Raw genomic sequence first — 18,118 nt, 5'->3', positions numbered from 1 at the left:
GTTCAGATCTTGGCGCTGCCGGCGATCAGCATGAAGGCGGGGATATCGTCGCCGAAGCCGACCGGGGTCGGGCCGTCATCATGGTCGCGATGGCGGCGGCGGTCGCGGCTGTCATCATTTGCCGGATAAGGCCGGCTGTTGCGCGCATTGTTTTGCGGCTTCTGCTCTGCTTTGCGCTCGTTCTTCACGATGTCGGCCTTTACTGGTGCTGCCTGGATCACGTCTACGCCATTATCCTGGATGTCGTTATCAGATTTATGACCTGTGGCGCTGCGATTGCCGCGTCCGCGCCCACGATCCCTCTCACCGCGTTCACCCTTTGCGCCACGCTCGCGGCTATTGCGCCGCGGGCGCTCGCTGTCGGCGCTTTCTTCTGCCGGCGGCAAGGAGCTCACATCGCCGCTCAGCCACTCGACCTTTTGGCCGATCAGCTTTTCGATTGCATCGACGAATTTGGTGTCGCGCTTGGTGACAAGCGTGAATGAGGCACCCGAGCGGCCGGCACGACCGGTGCGGCCGATGCGGTGGACATAATCCTCGGAATGGATCGGCACGTCGAAATTGAAGACGTGGCTGACATCGGGAATATCGAGGCCGCGGGCGGCGACGTCGGAGGCAACCAGCAGCTGGAGATTGCCGTCACGGAAGCTTTGCAGCGTCATCGTACGGGAGCGCTGATCCATGTCGCCATGCAGGGCGCCGACGGAGAAGCCGTGGCGCTCCAGCGACCGGAAGAGATCGGCGACATCCTTCTTGCGGTTGCAGAAGATGATGGCGTTCTTGAGTTCGGTCTGGGCGCGGACGAGTTCGCGCAGCACCGCGCGCTTCTCGTAGTCCTTGCCGTGCGAGGCGACAAAGCGCTGCGTCACCGTCTCTGCGGCCGACGCCGGCTTTGCCACTTCGATGCGCTCGGGATTTTGCAGGAAACGGTCGGCAAGCTTCTGGATCTCCGGCGGCATGGTTGCCGAGAAAAACAGCGTCTGGCGGGTGAACGGGATCATCTTGGCGATGCGCTCGATATCGGGGATGAAGCCCATGTCGAGCATGCGATCGGCCTCGTCGATGACGAGAATCTCGACGCCGCTCATCAGGAGCTTGCCGCGCTCGAAATGGTCGAGCAGGCGGCCTGGCGTGCAAATCAGCACGTCGGCGCCGCGCTCAAGCTTGCGATCCTGGTCCTCGAAGGAAACGCCGCCGATCAGCAAGGCGACGTTGAGACGGTGGTTCTTGCCGTATTTTTCAAAATTCTCGGCGACCTGGGCGGCGAGTTCGCGCGTCGGCTCGAGAATCAGCGTGCGGGGCATGCGGGCGCGGGCGCGCCCCTTTTCCAGAAGCGACAGCATCGGCAGAACGAAGGATGCCGTCTTGCCAGTTCCGGTCTGCGCGATGCCGCAAATATCGCGGCGCTCGAGCGCAAAGGGAATGGCTCCCGCCTGAATAGGCGTGGGGATCGTGTAGCCCGCGTCGGTCACAGCGGATAGCACTTTTTGGCTCAAGCCAAGGTCAGCGAATGTCGTCAAAGGGAAAACTGTTTCCGTTTCGGTTCGGCCGATCTCTGAACGAGTCGGCGGGATTGCATGCCGCAATGCAGCGCGACATAGCCCCGAATGGCCGGCAAGTCAAGAAATAGAGAGGCCGCACCCTGTACAGAGTGAAGCGATGGTTACCTGTCGGCTGTTACTTGATGTAGGTGGCGAGTTTAAGGCCGGCATTCATGAAATATACTGGATCGACCGCGTGGCCGTCCTGGCGCACCTCATAATGCAGATGGGTTCCCGTCGAGCGGCCGGTGCTGCCGGCAAGGCCGATGACGTCGTTGCGGCCGACCGTGTCGCCGACCTTGACCAGCACTTGCGACATATGGCCGTAGCGCGTCGATATGCCGTTGCCGTGATCGACCTCGACCATGTTGCCGTAACCGCCGGTCCAGCCGGCTGAAATGACCTTGCCGGGCGCCGAAGGGTGGATCTTCTCGCCCGGCGAGAAGCGGAAATCGATGCCGGAATGCAGCGCGAGGCGGCCGAGGAAAGGGTCTCGGCGGTTGCCGAAGGGGCTCGTCACGTCCTTGCCGATGGCGGGATTGCGGAAGGGCAGGGATTCAGCGGTGCTGCGCACCGCTTCGAGCCTCGTCAGCGCGCCGTCGAGCTCGACCAGCGAATTGTTGAAATCGTCGTTGCTTTCAGGTTCGACATAGGGGCCGCCGACGGCATCGTCGTCTTGCCTGGCCGCAGTCTCCTCAGGCACCGGAATCTTGAAGCGGGTCAGCACTGTGCCGATGGCGTTGGCGGCATTGCCGGCGTCGCTCGTCAGCTGCTCGACGCGGTTGCGCTGGTCCTGTTCGAGATCCTTCAGCGACAGCGTCACGTTTGAGAAGATGCGGTCGGCGCGGTCGCCAACCGTCTCGGCGGCCGGGACATAAGCAAGCGTCGAATTGTCCGGTGTCGCATCGGCGGGGGCGCCGCTCGCCAGCTGTTTCTCGATTGCCTGGATGCCGCCACCGGTCAGCGAAGCGCGCTTGTCCTTGAGATCAGGGGCATAGGACTGGACGGGCGAAGAGGAGGCAGGCAGAGCGCCGTCCTTTTCCGTCAGGCCGGAGCTTTCGGCCCGGTCGAGCAGATTGTCGAGCTTGCCATGGCGCGAGGTCAGCGCCATCTGCTGCTCCATCAGCTTGTCGACCTTATCTTCGACCACCTGCTGGTCGAGCAGTTGCCGGGAGGTGATGCGGTCGACTTGCGCGCGCAGGGCGGCGATGCGGTCTTCATAATCGTGCTGCATCCGGGCTTGGCGCGCCATGGTGGCGCCGATCAGATCGTCGCGCAGCACGAGATAGGAGGTGGCGAGGAGGTAACCGATCGAGAAGACGCCGACGACGCAGAAGGCAAGGGCTGCCATCCACGGCCGCACCGTCATGTGGCGGACCTTGTCGCCGCTTGCGAGGATCAGGATATGTTCCTGGGCCCGCCTGCCGAATACCCGGTGCTGATGTCCGCTGTTCACGCAGGCTCTCCCGATTGATGCGCTACGCCTCTTCGGGAAAAATTAGACACGTTTATGGTTAATGAATGCTTTCTTTATCGTCATGCGCGCCAAAAATACCAATGATCTCAGGCGTGGCTGATCGATGCGAGCGAGCGATAGAAGGATGGCGTCAGCCCGGCCTCGGCGCGGGCGAGATCATTGAAGGGCGGCTTCAGCGGGCCGCGGAAATTGGCTCGTACCAGTTCCTGAAAGGCTTTTGCCGGGTCGCGCTTTTCCCGCGCGCAGAGGAAGCGGAACCATTTGGCACCAACGGCGACATGGCCCTTCTCGTCATTATAGATGACATCGAGGACCGCGGCGCTTTCGAGATCGCCGGTCTGGCGCATCTTTGCCTGCAGCGACGGCGTGACGTCGAGGCCGCGGGCTTCGAGAATCAGCGGCGCGACGGCAAGCCTTGCCGTCAGGTCGTTGCGCGTCGAATGGGCTGCCTGCCAGAGCCCGTCATGGGCGGGAAGATCGCCATAATCGGCGCCGAGATCCTTGAGGCGGGCGCGCACCATGCGGAAATGCTTGGCCTCCTCGAAGGCAACCTGCATCCAGCCGTCGAAGAAGGAATTCGGCACCTGCTCGGTGGCGAATCGCGCGACGATATCGAGCGCCAGATCGACGGCATTGAGCTCGATATGGGCGATGGCATGGAGCAGGGCGATCCGGCCTTTCAGCGTATGCAGCGAGCGCTTTTCCACCTTTGTCGGCGGTGTCAGCAGCGGTCTGTCAGGACGGCCGGGCCTGTCCGGCAAAGCAGCATCAAGCGGCGAGCGCAACGACACCCGGCGGGCAAACCAGCGGGTGGCGCTTTCCTGCGCTAGCGCCGTCTTGCGGTCGAGATCGGCGGAGCAGATGGCATCGATGGCGCCGCCGCGCAGTGACGTTATTGCAAGATCTCCGGTCACGCGGCCAGATTCCGCACCGCCTCGAGTACGGTTTCGGCATGGCCCTGCACCTTCACCTTCTGCCAGATGGTGGCGATCGTGCCGTCTTGGCGAATGAGGAAAGTGGTCCGCTCGACGCCCATGAAGTTACGGCCGTACATGCTCTTCTCCTTCCAGACGCCATAGGCCTGCAACGTGGTCTTTTCCTCGTCCGAGGCAAGCGCCACCGAAAGACGGTGCTTTTTGACGAATTTGTCATGGCAGGCGGCCGAATCGGGCGACATGCCGATGACGACGGCACCTGCCGCCTCGAACTCGCCCGCCAGCGCGGTGAAAGCCAGCGATTCGGCGGTGCAGCCTGTCGTATCGTCCTTGGGATAGAAGAACAGTACGAGCGGCCTGCCCTGGAATTCGGCCAACGAGATGCGGCCGCCGCCGTCGCGGGGGAGGTTGAAATCAGGAGCCGTGGCGCCGATGCCTGGAACCGCCATTAGGAAAACCTTTCTTTTGCCGGGTTTGTGGATGACACTTTCTCTCCCCGAATTATATAGTGGACGGAAACCCGTCCAGCATGGCCGGGTTCAATTCTTCACTTAAAGGGAGAGCCCGAAGGCGCATGTCAGCCATCCGCGGCGAAAAGGTCACGTTTCGCAAGAAGGATATCGTTGCGCTGGACCGCTTGCCGTCCGCCCAGGCCGAGGATCCGATCATCGTTCATTGCCCGCCGCCGCGTTCGCCGATGCGACGCACGGCGAAGCTGACCTTGGGGTTTGTGGGACTGATTCTCCTCGTTCTCGCTGCGATCATTTTTACCGTCGAGAGCGGCATGTTCGACAAGCCGTTGTCGCATCAGGCGCAGGCGGCATTGAACGGCGTGGCCGGGCCGCGTTACCACGCCGAGGTCGGCTCCACCGTCATCCGTTTCACCTCGGATTTCCGACTGGCGCTGGAAGCGCGCAACGTCAACATGATCGATGAGCAGAGCGGCCAGCACCTGTCGACGACGGCTTCGGTGCGCCTGGGGCTCGATCCGTTGCAGCTCTTCCGCGGACGCATCGCCGTCACCGACATCGAAGCGGACGATATCGCGCTCGATACCGCGCTGCTGCCCTCCGGCAATCCTCTGACGCTCGACGATCTGCGCATCGACGCGATGCCGGCGGCGATGGAGAAGATCTTCTCGCAATTCGACATGTTCGACAGCATCGTGACCCGCGGATCGACCAGTTCGGTGCGCATCTCCGGCATAAACATCAAGCTCGCCGATACCGCCAACGGCCCGCTGTCGCTGGTCGTCGACAACCTCGTCTTTGCCCATGCCGGCCGATCCTCGCTGCAATTGACCGGTGAGGTGGCGCTGAACGGCGAGGTGGCGGAGCTCGACGTGCTGGCCGAAAAGGAAGGCGGCCACGTATCGAAGGTCGTGGCGACGCTCAAACATGCCGATCTCACGCCGTTTTCGCTGAAACGCAACGATCAGGGCGTGATCCGCCAAGGGCTCAGCGCCTTTGCCGACCTGACGGTGTCGGCCACCAGGGCGCGCGATGGGGTACAGCCGGCCCTTGCGGCGACGGTCGATATCGATCCCGGCCTGATCTATGCAGATAGCGATCCGCAGGAGCTGTCGGGCGGGCAGATCAACCTCGTCTATGATTTTGACAAGCAGACGCTCGAGATCGCCCGGTCGAACGTCCGGTTTGGCGCCACCACGCTTCCGATCAACGGCGCGCTGATCGATCTCGACAAGCTCGACCCGCAGGCCGGCAAGGGCTTCGGCATCGATCTGCTGGTCAGCGGCGGCATGGCAGCCCCCAGCGGCTCCGGCGAGCAGCCCGTCGCCTTCGACATCCAGGCGACCGGGCGCTACCTCGTCGCCGGGCGTGAATTCCTGTTTCCCAACATGACCGTCTCCAGCCCGCTCGGCGCGCTTTACGGGGCACTGCACGTCAAGCTCGGCGGCAAATCGCCGGAGATCAGCTTTGCCGGCCAGTCGGCACAGTTACAGACGACGGCGATCAAACAAATGTGGCCGTTCTGGATGGCGCCGAAAGTGCGCACCTGGGTTCAGGCCAACCTCTTCGGCGGCACCGTCACCAACGCCGCCATCTCCGTCTTCATTCCGTTCGGCAGGCTGGACGAGGCAGCCGGCGGCAAGGGGTTGAAGCTCGACGCCAACCAGATCCGCATCGGCTTCGACATCGCGGGCGCGCGGATGAACGTCGCCGGCGACATTCCGCCGATCCGTGACACGTCGGCACATTTCGACCTGGCCGGCCCCGTTGCGACGATCGCGATCAAGAGCGGCACGTCGTTTTTCCCTTCCGGCCGGTCCGTTGTTCTCGGGGAGGGAACCTTCATCCTGCCCGCCACCTACGACAAGCCGCTGATGGCGGATATCGATCTTACGGTCTCCGGGGCAGCGGATGCCGTCGGCGAGCTTCTGACCTACAGGCCGATCCGGGTGCTGCAGCGCGCCGGCTTTACGCCCGACGATTTCAAGGGGCGGATCGAGGCGAATGTGAAGGCGCATTTCGGTCTGCTCTCCTCGCAGAACCCGCCGCCGGCCGAATGGACGGCGGCCATGAAGCTCACCGATATCGATCTTGCCAAGCCGTTTTCCGGCCGGATGATCAGCAATCTCAACGGTACGCTGAACGGCAATCCGAAACAGATCACGCTCGATGGCAAGGCCCAGATCGATGGCGTCCCGGCCGATATCGATCTTACCGAGCCGGTCGAGGCAGCCGACAGCGCGAAGCGGCAGCGGGTGATCACTGCGACGCTTTCCGAGGAGCAGCGCAACAAGCTGATACCCGGCCTTTCCGGCATTATCGGCGGCAGCGTGAAGATGGTGCTGACGCGGATCGACGACGACCGGCAGGACGTTCAGCTCGACCTCACCCGGTCGCAACTCGACTTGCCGTGGATAGGTTGGTCGAAGGGCAGCGGCATTGCGGCTTCAGCCGAATTCGAAACCTCGGGCCCGGCCGACAACACCCAGATCAAGAACTTCCGGCTGAAGGGCGACGGTTTCGGCGCTAACGGTTCGCTCAACGTTGGCAAAAACGGGCTGATCTCAGCCGATTTCGACAGCGTCAAACTCTCCTCGCTCGATGATTTCGCCCTGTCGGTCAAGCGCAGCAAGGGCAATTTCGACGTCTCGGTTTCCGGTGACAGCGCCGATGCGCGGCCGGTCATCGCGCGGCTGAAATCCGGCTCTGGCGATAGCGATGGTGGCGGGGATGCCGGCGACGCCGGCGTATCGGTGCGCGCGCGGTTGAAAAACGTCGTCGGCTTCAACGATGAGAAGATCGGCAATTTCCAGGCGCAGGTGTCACTGCGCGGCGACAAGCTGCAGACGTTGAACTTTTCCGCCGTTACCGACAGCGGCGAAGCCGTGGTCAGCCAGATGAAGGATGGCGGCGTCATCAACATCACCAGCGGCGATGCCGGCGCGGTATCGCGTTTCGCCGATCTCTACAAGCACATGCAGGGCGGCCTGCTCAATCTGGCAATCAGGCTTTCGGCACAGGGCGGCTGGGACGGCTCGCTCGACGTGCGCCGGTTCTCTATCGTCAACGAACAACGGCTGCGCTCGATCGTCTCGACGCCTGTCGGAAATGAGCAGCGCAGCCTCAACGAAGCCGTCAAGCGCGAGATCGATACCTCATCGCAGCGCTTTCAGCGCGGCTTTGCCCGCGTCGTCTCACGCAATGGCATGGTCGGCATCGAGAATGGCGTACTGCGCGGCGACCAGATCGGCGCCACCTTCCAGGGTGTGGTGCGCGACCGCAAGGGTAATATGGACATGACCGGCACCTTCATGCCGGCCTACGGCCTCAACCGGCTGTTTGCCGAACTGCCGCTGATCGGCGTCATCCTCGGTAACGGCAGCGACCGCGGCTTGATCGGCATCACCTTCAAGCTCACCGGCAATTTCGACCAGCCGAACCTGCAGATCAACCCGCTGTCGATCATCGCGCCGGGTGTCTTCCGGCAGATTTTCGAATTCCAGTAGGGCGCGGAACCTAAAGCGCGTCGCATCAAATTTGAATCATGCGGCGCGCTTTTAGTTCTTTGTTTTTACGCATGTCGTTATCCCGGAACCGCTGCACACTTCCGGGCGACATGCATCAAGTCTCCTTGCGCCTGAGGAGATAGTCGAGGCCGCCGACGCGGTACCAGCGATAGCCATAGGCGTCGAGCACGACGGTGTGGCAGCCTTTCTCATCCGCTTCGCTGCTGGCGCCGTCGGCGATGTCGATCAACTGTCGCCCGTCTTCGCCTCTATCCGGATCGAAGGTGACTTCCGCCGGCTGGGCATGCAGATTGTGCAGGATCAACACGGAATTGCCCCGCCAGTCGTAACGAAGGGCCAGCACACCGTCGTCACCGGTGTCGACCACTGAGAAATCTCCCCAGCCGATCTCCGGAGCTTCCTTGCGCATTCGGATCATCCGTTCGGTCCAGTTCAGCAACGAATTGGGATCGCGCCGCTGTTCGGCGACATTGACATGCTGGAAACCGTAGGGGCCGTCCTTGATGACAGGCGAGACAGGCTTTCTGCTTTTGGTAAAACCGCCTTGCGGTTCCGTCGACCACTGCATCGGCGTGCGGGCGCAATTGCGCTCCGGCAAGGCGAGATCGTCGCCCATGCCGATCTCGTCGCCGTAGCGGATGACCGGCGTTCCGGGCAGCGAGAACAGCAGGCTGTAGGCCATCTCGATCCTGCGCCGATCGCCGCCAAGCATGGGCGCCAGGCGACGGCGAATACCCCTGTCATAGAGCTGCATGTGCTTTTCGGGTCCGAAGGCGGCAAAGACCGCGCCGCGCTGCTTTTCCGACAGCCGGCCGAGATCCAGTTCATCATGGTTGCGGAGAAACAGGCCCCATTGCGCGGTTGCCGGGCGCGGTTTCGTCGTCTCCATCGCCTTCTTCAGCGGCCGCGTATCGGCACTGGCCAGAGCATAAAACAGCGCCTGATTAACCTGGAAGTTGAACATCATCTGCATGCGGTCGCCATCGTCGCCGAAATATTCGAAATTGTCCTTCGGCAGGATGTTGGCCTCGGCCAGGATGATGGAATCGCCCAGCCGCCACTGCAGGAATTCGCGAAATTTTCTCAACATGTCGAACTGTTCGACCGGCTTGCTGACATCGGCGCCCTTCGTGGCGATGATGAAGGGGGCAGCATCCATCCGGAAGCCGGAGACGCCGAGCTGGATCCAGAAGCCCATGATCTTGAGGATTTCGGCCTGCACCTCGGGATTGGACGTATTGAGATCGGGCTGGTGATCGTAGAAGCGGTGAAAATAATAGGCCTTGGCCTTCTCGTCATGGGTCCAGGTGGTCTTTTGGACGCCGGGGAAGACCATGCCCTGATCGGCATTCGCAGGCTTCTTCTCAGACCAGACATACCAGTCGCGATAGCGTGACTGCGGATCGCTCCTGGCATCCTGGAACCAGGGATGATCCTTGGATGTGTGATTGATCACCAGATCGATCAGCACCCGGATACCGCGCTGCTTGGCGCCGTGGGTGAATTCGACGAAGTCTCCAAGCGTGCCATAACGCGGGTCGACATTGTAATAATCCGAGACGTCGTAACCGTCGTCGAGACCGGGCGAAGCCTGGAAGGGCATCAGCCAGATTGCTGTCACGCCGAGGCCGGAGAGATAATCGAGACGGCGCATCAGCCCCTGAAAATCGCCGACGCCGTCGCCGTTCGCATCCATGAAGGTTTCGACCGACAGGCAGTAGATGACGGCGTTCTTATACCAGAGGTCGTTGATCATGCCGGCGCTCCAATCCATCTGGTCGCAAATCCCGGCGGGCAGAAAAGGTTCCGAGAAGGCAGTGATCGTCGTGCGGCTGGTTCGCTAAGTCTGACCTATACTCACCGGTCCGACATTGATGCTTTGCCTATTTTAGGCAACTCTGATGTAATGTGAATCCCGGCCCGCAAAACGGTCGGCGCAATGGCGGAGGATGCCATGCAGTGCACTCGGACAGTCTCTGTCATATCGGTCGCGGTGGTGGCTGCCGCAGCCGGTCACCATGCGTCATACGCTGCGGAGAAGAGCGGGCGGCCGAGGCCGCCGGAGCTCATCCGTTCCGCTCATGTGCTGACGGTCCCTCTCGACGCGACGGTGACACCGCCGACCTTCTCGATCAGCTGGTGGTCTCGCGTGACGCCCGCGCCAGACGTCAATCCACCACCCTATGTCTTCCGGGAGGCCGAACGAACGGACACGGCATCTCGGCCTGGAGTTGAGTGAGGGTTGCGCGCCACCTCGTGTGTCGGACAAAGAAAAAGCCGGCGCGGGCGCCGGCATTGATTTGTTCGCAATTTAAGCCGTTTACGCCGCACGGCGGATCAGGATGTGCTTCTTCTTGCCGAGCGAGAGCTTGATGATGCCGTCGGCAGTGATCTCGCCGCTGCCGATCATCTTGCGCTCGTCGCTGACTGCCTCGTCGTTGATGCGTACCGCGCCGCCCTGGACGTGACGGCGGGCTTCACCGTTCGATGAGGCGAGGCCGGCGCGCACGATCAGCGACAGAAGGCCGATGCCGGCGTCGAGCTCTGAAGCGGGAACGTCGACCGAAGGCAGGTTTTCCGAGAGCCCGCCTTCCTCGAAGGTCTTGCGCGCCGTTTCCGCGGCCTTCTCGGCGGCCGGACGGCCGTGCAGGATCGCGGTGACTTCGGTCGCCAAGATCTTCTTGACCTCGTTCAATTCCGAACCGCCGAGTGCCGAAAGACGGGCGATTTCATCCATCGGCAGCGTCGTGTAGAGCTTCAGGAAGCGCGAAACGTCGGCGTCCTCGGTGTTGCGCCAGTACTGCCAGAAGTCATAGACGGGGAGCAGGTCGGCATTCAGCCAGACCGCGCCGGATGCCGACTTGCCCATCTTGGCGCCGGACGACGTCGTCAGCAGCGGCGAGGTCAGCGCGTAAAGCTGCGGTGTCCCCATGCGGTGACCGAGATCGATACCGTTGACAATGTTGCCCCACTGGTCCGAGCCGCCCATCTGCAGGCGGCAGTCGTAGCGCTTGGCGATCTCGACGAAGTCGTAGGCCTGGAGGATCATGTAGTTGAATTCCAGGAAGGACAGCGACTGTTCGCGGTCGAGGCGCGTCTTCACGCTGTCGAAGGACAGCATGCGATTGACGGAGAAGTGCTTGCCGACATCGCGCAGGAATTCGAGGTAGTTCAGCGAGCGCAGCCATTCGGCATTGTTGATCATCAGCGCGTCCTTCGGACCGTCGCCGTAGTTCAGGTAATTGGAGAAGGCGCGCTTGATCGAGGCGATGTTGCCTTCGATCGTATCCACGGTCATGAGCTGGCGCGCCTCTTCCTTGAAGGAGGGGTCGCCGACCATGCCGGTGCCGCCGCCCATCAGCGAAATCGGGCGGTGACCGGTCTTCTGCATCCAATGCAGCATCATGATCTGGATCAGCGAGCCGGCGTGCAGGCTGGGCGCCGTCGGATCGAAGCCGATATACGCCGTCACGGTTTCCTTGGCGAACAGGTCGTCGAGGCCGCGTTCATCGGAGACCTGATGAATGAAGCCGCGCTCCTTCAGCGTGCGGAGGAAATCGGACTTGAACTCGGACATGGCTTTCGTCTCTTGGTGTCTGCGCTTGACCTATATGGCTTCGCGCAAGTTCGTTGTTGTTGATCTATCGCGGCGCGTTTAGCACTGTTTTTATAAAAGTGCATCCGGGAATCGCAGGGGAGGCAAGCCGCATGGATGTCATCAGAACCGCGATCGGCCTGATGAGCGGCACGTCGATGGACGGAATCGACGTTGCGCTGCTCAGGACCGACGGCCGCGGCTTCATCGAGCGTGGGCCGTTCATGGGGGTGCCCTATGACGCCGATTTTCGCGAGCGACTGAAACGGGCGCTGGAACTGGCGCAGCCGCTGACCGACAGGAACGAGCGGCCGGCTGAACTTGGCGACATCGAGCTTGAGCTGACCCAAAGGCATGCAATTGCCGTAACGGCATTCCTGGAGGGTTTCGGGTTCGCCGCCGGTGATATCGATGTTCTCGGCTTTCATGGCCAGACGGTGCTTCACCGACCCGACGAGGGATTGACGCTCCAGATCGGCGACGGCGGGGAATTGGCGCGCCGAACCGGCATATCGGTGGTCTATGACATGCGCGCCAACGATATGGTCCATGGCGGCCAGGGGGCGCCGCTGGTGCCGGCCTATCACGCAGCACTCGCCGGAAAGTTCCAGCAGGCGGGACAGGCGGTGTGTTTCGTCAATATCGGCGGCATTTCCAATCTAACCTTCATCGGCACGGACGGCCGGATATCGGCCTTCGACAGCGGTCCGGGCAATACGCTGATCGACCAATGGGTGGAGATGCAGACCGGCAAAACCTATGATCCCGGCGGCGAGATCGGCGGACGCGGCAAGGTGGTCGCCGCTCTTGCGGAGCGATATCTGGAGAGCGCGTTTTTTCGCGGCAATATCCGGCGTTCGCTCGATCGCGGCGATTTCGCGCCGCTTCGGCCCGGGGAAGCGAGCCTTGAAGACGGCGCCCGGACGCTGGCGCATGTCGCCGCCGCGTCGATCGTCAAATCCGCCGGTTTTCTGCCCGAGACGCCGTCGACCTATATCGTCTGCGGCGGCGGGCGGCTGAACGGCACCTTGATGGCGGAACTCTCGGCGATGGCCGAAGAGCAGGGATCGCGGGTATTGAGCGCCGAGCAGGCGGGCTTCGACGGCGACGCGATGGAGGCCGAGGCCTGGGCCTATCTCGCCGTCCGCTCGCTCGACGGGCTGCCATTGACATTTCCCGGCACGACGGGGGTTGCCGCCCCCGTCAGCGGCGGGGTGCTGGCAAGGCCATGAGCGAGAGGGTCGTCCTGAAGACGCTCAAGCCCACTGCCGATATGCGGCCGGCAAAGATCTAACTCTTTACGGCAATCGGCCGGACATTGGATTCGCGTCCCGCCTGATTGCCATCCTCGACGCCCCTGACCTGGGCGATGAACGAGAACTTCTTGCGAAGACCGAGGATCGGTTTCTCGATGAAATGCCAGGACAGCACCGCAACGGCGAGAGCCGAGGGCAGGCCGACGAGATAGAGCGCCAGCGCACCATATTTCGGGTAGAGAAAGACCGAGGGGAACGCGCTGATCCAGATCTGCAGGAACGGATCATGGTAGAGGTAGACGCCGTAGGAATAGTCGCCTTTCCTGAAAAAGGCCGGAATGGGCACCTCGGACAGACCGATGAAGACGGTGATGTAAACCAGCGAGGTGATGACGATCGGCCGGTTGATCACCGACTCCACAGCACGGCTGTCGAGGGTCAGAATGGCGACGAGGCAAACCAGGCAGGCGGCGGCGAATAGCCAGCGGGAATACGGAATGACCGCTTTGAACTGAAAGGCGACGATGCCCATCATGAACGCCGTAATCAGCTGCGAGCCCCGGCTCATGAACAGGAAGCGCGCGATCGGCTTGACCGAGCCCGGGAACAGATAGGGCATCTTCTGCACGATGAGGCCGATGACGATATAGGCGGCCGTCACGGCGAGCAGCTTGTAGCGGGTCTTGACGATGGCGGTGACCATCAGGAACGACATGATGATGTAGCAGAAGATCTCCCAGGGAACCGTCCAGAGTGCGCCGTTGACACGCTGGCTCGGATTATCCTGGAAAACACCCGGCAGCTCGTAATGGATCCAGCCGGCGATATTCAGGAAGTATTTGAAAAATCGCGGATCGGTAAAATATTCGGAGTGATAGACGATCGTTATGATCGGCCCGATGATCAGCGAACAAACGACGATATCGACGGCAAGCGCCGGGACGATGCGCAAGCCACGATTGATCAGAAAATTCCGGAGGCTGAGACGCTGGGCGCTGCCGGCGATCAGAAATCCGCTCAAGGCGAAAAACATCGGAACAAGAGCGTATTCGGTAAACCAGAATACCGAGCCCCTGATGAAGGCATCATTCCTTGTCAGCAAAAAGGAATGGGTCAACACGATAGAAAAGGCGAGCCCAATTCGAAGAAAGTCGAACCCCGGACCAATACCCCTATACTTATCCAGGACTTCCCCGAACGACTTGGTCATTGCGGACCTCGCTTTAGTTAGGATCGCGAGGAACCTACCGCACTGCAATATAGATTGCAACACGATAGGTGATCTGTTCTGACACAAAGGAGCCGGGTGGTCCCGGACCGGCTCCGCTTGGGGATGACCGGCTTTAGCGGATCCGCTTGGCGGCCGGCTCCGGCACCAGTTCGCCGTTGAGGCGGCGGTCGAGATAGTCCTCGCATTCACCCATCAGCGTTTCCACCTGGCCGTTGAAGAAGTGGTTGGCGTTGGAAACGGTGCGATGGGTAATGAGAATGCCCTTCTGGGTCTTCAGCTTTTCCACCAGGCCGTTGACGTCCTTTTCCGGCGCCACCTTGTCGGCCTCGCCGTTGATGATCAGGCCGGAGGAGGGGCAGGGCGCCAGGAAGGAGAAGTCGTAGGTATTCGGCTGCGGGGAAATCGACATGAAGCCTTCGATCTCCGGCCGGCGCATCAGCAGCTGCATGCCGATCCAGGAGCCGAAGGAGTAACCGGCGACCCAACAGGTCTTCGAATCGGGATGCAGGCTCTGCACCCAATCGAGCGCCGAGGCGGCATCCGAGAGTTCGCCGGCGCCGTGGTCGAATTCGCCCTGGCTGCGGCCGATGCCCCGGAAATTGAAGCGCAGCGTCGTGAACCCGCGCTTCTGGAACATGTAGAAGAGCTGGTAGACGATCTGATTGTTCATCGTGCCGCCGAACTGCGGATGCGGATGCAGAATCAGGGCGATGGGCGCGCTTTTTTCCTTGGAGGGCTGGTAGCGGCCTTCAAGACGGCCGGCTGGGCCGTTGAAAATGACTTCGGGCATTGGTACTCCGGGTTTTATTTCGCGTTCGCGCGGCGTCGGACGACAACATGACTTGACTAGTGTTGTCAGCTTTTCTAAAACGCAGTTTAGAACAATTCGAAACTTGCATGGCGATCCACGCATCGTGGAATGTGTCATAAGGCAAGCCCGGCGGAAATTTCAAGAAAAATGAACCGCGGGTGCTAAAGCAAGCTCGTCAAGCGCAGGACTGAAGATCATGGCGCCGCCACGCCTTTATCTCGACTGGAATGCCACAGCGCCGCTGCACCCGGCAGCGCGCGCGGCGATCATGCGCGCCATCGACATATTCGGCAATCCGAATTCCGTTCATGGCGAGGGTCGTGCCGCCCGCGCCGCTATCGAATGTGCACGGCGCAAAGTGGCGGCACTGGTCGGCACCGACGCCGGCAATGTGGTCTTTACCAGCGGCGCCACCGAGGCCGCCAATCTGGTGCTGACTCCGGATTTCCGCATGGGCCGCACGCCGCTTCAGCTTGGCCGCCTCTACTTTTCGGCGATCGAGCATCCGGCGGTGCGCGAAGGCGGCCGGTTTGCCAGGGAGAAGATGACCGAGATCCCGGTGACGGAAGCCGGCATCGTCGACCTCGATGCGCTGGGCGCGCTGCTTGCTGCACATGACAAGGCCGCCGGCCTGCCGATGGTCGCCATCATGCTCGTCAACAACGAGACCGGCATCGTCCAGCCTGTGGAGGCGGCGGCAAAGATCGTCCACGCCCATGGCGGGCTGTTCGTCGTCGACGCCGTTCAGGCGGCCGGCCGCATCGGGCTCGATATCGGCAGGATCGGCGCCGATTTCATGATCGTCTCCTCGCACAAGATTGGCGGCCCGAAGGGCGCCGGTGCGCTGATTGCCCGCGGCGAAGCGCTGATGCCACGGCCACTGATCCAGGGCGGCGGGCAGGAGCGGGGTCACCGCTCGGGGACGCAGAATTCACTGGCGTTGATCGGCTTCGGTGCGGCGGCGGAAGCCGCGGCCAATGAGCTCGAGCCGCGCAATGCGGAAATCGGCGCGCTACGCGAGCGGCTGGAGGCCGGCATGCGCGAGGCGGCAGCCGATGTGATGATCCACGGCGCGGGCGGCGAGCGTGTCGTCAATACGATCTTTTTCACGCTGCCAGGGCTGAAGGCCGAGACCGGACAGATCGCCTTCGATCTTGAAGGCGTGGCGCTTTCGGCAGGCTCGGCCTGCTCATCCGGTCGGCTCGGCGAAAGCCATGTGCTGACGGCGATGGGCCGCGATGCCAAGCTCGGAGCGCTGCGCATTTCGCTCGGCTTTTCGACGACGGAAGAGGATGTTGACAGGGCGATTGCGGCTTTCGCGAAGATTGCCTGCCGGCGAAGGTCGGCGGGCGAGGCGGCCTGACCGCGTCATAAACTTGCGGAAACGCAAATTTCCGCTTGCCAATCGGGCTGAAAAGTCCCTTTTGGCCACCTACATCAGGGCAAAGAAATTGCCCGGGGCAAGAGAATTGCCCATACGCTACAAGCTGCCGGACCTTGTATCCGGCGAGATTGGAGAACGAAATGGCTGCCGTGCAGGAAACGATCGACCAGGTCCGCCTGATCGATGTCGACCAGTACAAATACGGTTTCGAGACCGTCATCGAAATGGACAAGGCGCCGAAAGGCCTGTCCGAAGATATCATCCGCTTCATTTCGGCCAAAAAGCAAGAGCCGGAGTGGATGCTGGAATGGCGTCTGGAGGCCTATCGCCGATGGCTGACGCTGGAAGAGCCGACCTGGGCGCGGGTCGACTATCCGAAGATCGATTTCAACGACATCTATTATTACGCCGCGCCGAAGAGCACGCCGGGTCCGAAGTCGCTCGACGAGGTCGATCCGGAGCTGTTGAAGGTCTATGAGAAGCTCGGCATCCCGCTGCGTGAGCAGGAGATCCTGGCCGGTGTCGAGAGGCCGAAGATCGCCGTCGATGCGGTTTTCGACAGCGTCTCGGTCGTCACCACCTTCAAGGCAGAGCTGAAGAAGGCCGGCGTGATCTTCATGTCGATCTCGGAAGCGATCCGCGAATATCCCGATCTCGTCCAGAAATATCTCGGCTCGGTCGTGCCGACCTCGGACAATTATTACGCGACGCTGAATTCGGCGGTCTTTACCGACGGTTCCTTCGTCTTCGTGCCGAAGGGCGTTCGCTGCCCGATGGAGCTTTCGACCTATTTCCGCATCAACGAGAAGGGCACCGGCCAGTTCGAGCGCACGCTGATCATCGCGGAAGAAGGCGCCTACGTCTCCTATCTGGAGGGTTGCACGGCGCCGCAGCGCGACGAAAACCAGCTGCATGCGGCCGTGGTCGAGCTGGTGGCGCTCGATGATGCCGAGATCAAGTATTCGACGGTGCAGAACTGGTATCCGGGCGACAAGAACGGCAAGGGCGGCATCTACAACTTCGTCACCAAGCGCGGCGATTGCCGCGGCGACCGCTCGAAGATCTCCTGGACGCAGGTCGAAACCGGCTCGGCGATTACCTGGAAATATCCGTCCTGCATCCTGCGCGGCGACGACAGCCGCGGCGAGTTCTATTCGATCGCCGTCTCCAACGGCCATCAGCAGATCGACAGCGGCACCAAGATGATCCATCTCGGCAAGAACACGTCGAGCCGCATCGTCTCCAAGGGCATTGCCGCCGGCGTGTCCAACAACACCTATCGCGGCCAGGTCTCGGCCCACCGCAAGGCGTCGAACGCACGCAACTTCACCCAGTGCGATTCGCTGCTGATCGGCGACAAGTGCGGCGCCCATACGGTGCCCTACATCGAGGCAAAGAATTCGACGGCGCAGTTCGAGCACGAAGCGACGACCTCGAAGATTTCCGAAGACCAGCTGTTCTACTGCCTGCAGCGCGGCATCCCCACCGAAGCGGCGATCGCCCTGATCGTCAACGGCTTCGTCAAGGAAGTCCTGCAGGAACTGCCGATGGAATTCGCTGTCGAGGCGCAGAAGCTGATCAGCATTTCGCTGGAAGGTAGCGTCGGGTAATGAATGAAACGCCGCGACTTCGGCGGACGGGTGAACGAAGGCATTGGGTAGTAAACACTCTGGTTTTTTTGTTCTCCACAGCGCTGGCCGGTGTCATCGTGGGAATGTTTGTCGCTTTCGCTGACTGGGATATCGGCAAACTGATCGTGCTTTCATCTCTTGGCATGTGTGCCGTTGTGCTGCTGCTTGGTAGAGCAGCCGAAATGGCCAATGACTTATCAGAATTGATGGAACGCGTTTTCCCTGGATGGAAGAGCCCCAAGTGAAATTTTGGCCCAAGG

The 18,118-nt window shown here is 61.5% G+C and carries 14 protein-coding genes; 6 read left to right on the top strand and 8 right to left on the bottom strand.

Going from position 1 to position 18,118, the window contains the following annotated elements; translation table 11 throughout:
* Positions 1-2: 2 nt before the first annotated feature.
* The 4 genes from RCCGE510_RS09130 to RCCGE510_RS09115 form a co-directional block, all read right to left on the bottom strand.
* The gene (locus RCCGE510_RS09130; protein ID WP_007629241.1) at positions 3-1,520 is read right to left on the bottom strand and encodes a DEAD/DEAH box helicase; all 1,518 of its coding nucleotides are present in this window, start codon (positions 1,518-1,520) and stop codon (positions 3-5) included.
* A gap of 157 nt (positions 1,521-1,677) precedes the next feature.
* The gene (locus tag RCCGE510_RS09125) at positions 1,678-2,997 is read right to left on the bottom strand and encodes a peptidoglycan DD-metalloendopeptidase family protein (RefSeq protein WP_007629240.1); all 1,320 of its coding nucleotides are present in this window, start codon (positions 2,995-2,997) and stop codon (positions 1,678-1,680) included.
* 107 nt (positions 2,998-3,104) lie between these two features.
* Positions 3,105-3,932 carry a ferritin-like domain-containing protein gene (locus RCCGE510_RS09120; protein WP_007629239.1) on the bottom strand — a complete coding sequence of 276 codons (828 nt, stop codon included), beginning with the start codon at positions 3,930-3,932 and terminating at the stop codon, positions 3,105-3,107.
* Complete coding sequence (locus RCCGE510_RS09115; RefSeq protein ID WP_007629238.1) at positions 3,929-4,402, bottom strand: peroxiredoxin; 474 nt, start codon at positions 4,400-4,402, stop codon at positions 3,929-3,931. The genes RCCGE510_RS09120 and RCCGE510_RS09115 overlap by 4 nt, the downstream gene beginning before the upstream one ends.
* A 125-nt stretch (positions 4,403-4,527) precedes the next feature.
* Here RCCGE510_RS09115 and RCCGE510_RS09110 point away from each other — a divergent pair, with 125 nt between their 5' ends.
* Positions 4,528-7,929 carry an AsmA-like C-terminal domain-containing protein gene (locus RCCGE510_RS09110; protein WP_007629236.1) on the top strand — a complete coding sequence of 1,134 codons (3,402 nt, stop codon included), beginning with the start codon at positions 4,528-4,530 and terminating at the stop codon, positions 7,927-7,929.
* A gap of 115 nt (positions 7,930-8,044) precedes the next feature.
* Here the strand turns inward: RCCGE510_RS09110 and RCCGE510_RS09105 are convergent, their stop codons facing one another.
* Positions 8,045-9,706: an alpha-amylase family protein gene (locus RCCGE510_RS09105; RefSeq protein ID WP_007629235.1), complete on the bottom strand. Its 1,662-nt coding sequence runs from the start codon at positions 9,704-9,706 to the stop codon at positions 8,045-8,047.
* 198 nt (positions 9,707-9,904) lie between these two features.
* Between RCCGE510_RS09105 and RCCGE510_RS33235 the strand changes: the two genes are divergently transcribed.
* Positions 9,905-10,189: a hypothetical protein gene (locus tag RCCGE510_RS33235; RefSeq protein WP_081525691.1), complete on the top strand. Its 285-nt coding sequence runs from the start codon at positions 9,905-9,907 to the stop codon at positions 10,187-10,189.
* An 81-nt stretch (positions 10,190-10,270) separates the two neighbouring features.
* Here the strand turns inward: RCCGE510_RS33235 and tyrS are convergent, their stop codons facing one another.
* Positions 10,271-11,527 (bottom strand): tyrosine--tRNA ligase, encoded by a 1,257-nt coding sequence (tyrS, locus tag RCCGE510_RS09100; RefSeq protein ID WP_007629234.1) that lies wholly within the window; start codon positions 11,525-11,527, stop codon positions 10,271-10,273.
* A gap of 131 nt (positions 11,528-11,658) precedes the next feature.
* Between tyrS and RCCGE510_RS09095 the strand changes: the two genes are divergently transcribed.
* Positions 11,659-12,777, top strand: a complete 1,119-nt coding sequence (locus RCCGE510_RS09095; protein WP_007629233.1) for an anhydro-N-acetylmuramic acid kinase — start codon at positions 11,659-11,661, stop codon at positions 12,775-12,777.
* A 58-nt stretch (positions 12,778-12,835) separates the two neighbouring features.
* On the opposite strand, the gene RCCGE510_RS09090 is transcribed toward RCCGE510_RS09095, so the two are convergent.
* Together RCCGE510_RS09090 and RCCGE510_RS09085 are read right to left on the bottom strand one after the other, a co-directional pair.
* The gene (locus RCCGE510_RS09090; RefSeq protein ID WP_007629231.1) at positions 12,836-14,011 is read right to left on the bottom strand and encodes an acyltransferase; all 1,176 of its coding nucleotides are present in this window, start codon (positions 14,009-14,011) and stop codon (positions 12,836-12,838) included.
* Between the two features lie 133 nt (positions 14,012-14,144).
* Positions 14,145-14,822, bottom strand: a complete 678-nt coding sequence (locus RCCGE510_RS09085; protein ID WP_007629230.1) for an alpha/beta hydrolase — start codon at positions 14,820-14,822, stop codon at positions 14,145-14,147.
* A 217-nt stretch (positions 14,823-15,039) separates the two neighbouring features.
* Here RCCGE510_RS09085 and RCCGE510_RS09080 point away from each other — a divergent pair, with 217 nt between their 5' ends.
* The 3 genes from RCCGE510_RS09080 (at position 15,040) to RCCGE510_RS09070 (ending at position 18,103) form a co-directional block, all read left to right on the top strand.
* On the top strand, positions 15,040-16,206 hold the full coding sequence (locus RCCGE510_RS09080) for a cysteine desulfurase family protein (protein ID WP_007629229.1): 1,167 nt from the start codon (positions 15,040-15,042) through the stop codon (positions 16,204-16,206).
* A gap of 161 nt (positions 16,207-16,367) precedes the next feature.
* Complete coding sequence (gene sufB / locus RCCGE510_RS09075) at positions 16,368-17,837, top strand: Fe-S cluster assembly protein SufB (RefSeq protein ID WP_007629228.1); 1,470 nt, start codon at positions 16,368-16,370, stop codon at positions 17,835-17,837.
* Positions 17,837-18,103 (top strand): hypothetical protein, encoded by a 267-nt coding sequence (locus RCCGE510_RS09070; protein ID WP_007629227.1) that lies wholly within the window; start codon positions 17,837-17,839, stop codon positions 18,101-18,103. Before sufB ends, RCCGE510_RS09070 begins: the two co-directional genes overlap by 1 nt.
* Positions 18,104-18,118: the final 15 nt, after the last annotated feature.

Source organism: Rhizobium sp. CCGE 510 (genome assembly GCF_000292525.1).
Lineage (GTDB): Bacteria > Pseudomonadota > Alphaproteobacteria > Rhizobiales > Rhizobiaceae > Rhizobium.
Note: the sequence above shows the minus strand (reverse complement) of the source record. Positions and strands in the feature narration are given on the sequence as shown.

Bases quoted from the DNA above. Each gene is read 5' to 3' on its own strand.
- RCCGE510_RS09095 (WP_007629233.1), top strand. From the start codon at position 11,659: ATGGATGTCATCAGAACCGCGATCGGCCTGATGAGCGGCACGTCGATG.
- tyrS (WP_007629234.1), bottom strand. From the start codon at position 11,527: ATGTCCGAGTTCAAGTCCGATTTCCTCCGCACGCTGAAGGAGCGCGGC.
- RCCGE510_RS09105 (WP_007629235.1), bottom strand. From the start codon at position 9,706: ATGATCAACGACCTCTGGTATAAGAACGCCGTCATCTACTGCCTGTCG.
- RCCGE510_RS09090 (WP_007629231.1), bottom strand. From the start codon at position 14,011: ATGACCAAGTCGTTCGGGGAAGTCCTGGATAAGTATAGGGGTATTGGT.
- RCCGE510_RS09070 (WP_007629227.1), top strand. From the start codon at position 17,837: ATGAATGAAACGCCGCGACTTCGGCGGACGGGTGAACGAAGGCATTGG.
- sufB (WP_007629228.1), top strand. From the start codon at position 16,368: ATGGCTGCCGTGCAGGAAACGATCGACCAGGTCCGCCTGATCGATGTC.
- RCCGE510_RS09080 (WP_007629229.1), top strand. From the start codon at position 15,040: ATGGCGCCGCCACGCCTTTATCTCGACTGGAATGCCACAGCGCCGCTG.
- RCCGE510_RS33235 (WP_081525691.1), top strand. From the start codon at position 9,905: ATGCAGTGCACTCGGACAGTCTCTGTCATATCGGTCGCGGTGGTGGCT.
- RCCGE510_RS09115 (WP_007629238.1), bottom strand. From the start codon at position 4,402: ATGGCGGTTCCAGGCATCGGCGCCACGGCTCCTGATTTCAACCTCCCC.
- RCCGE510_RS09110 (WP_007629236.1), top strand. From the start codon at position 4,528: ATGTCAGCCATCCGCGGCGAAAAGGTCACGTTTCGCAAGAAGGATATC.
- RCCGE510_RS09085 (WP_007629230.1), bottom strand. From the start codon at position 14,822: ATGCCCGAAGTCATTTTCAACGGCCCAGCCGGCCGTCTTGAAGGCCGC.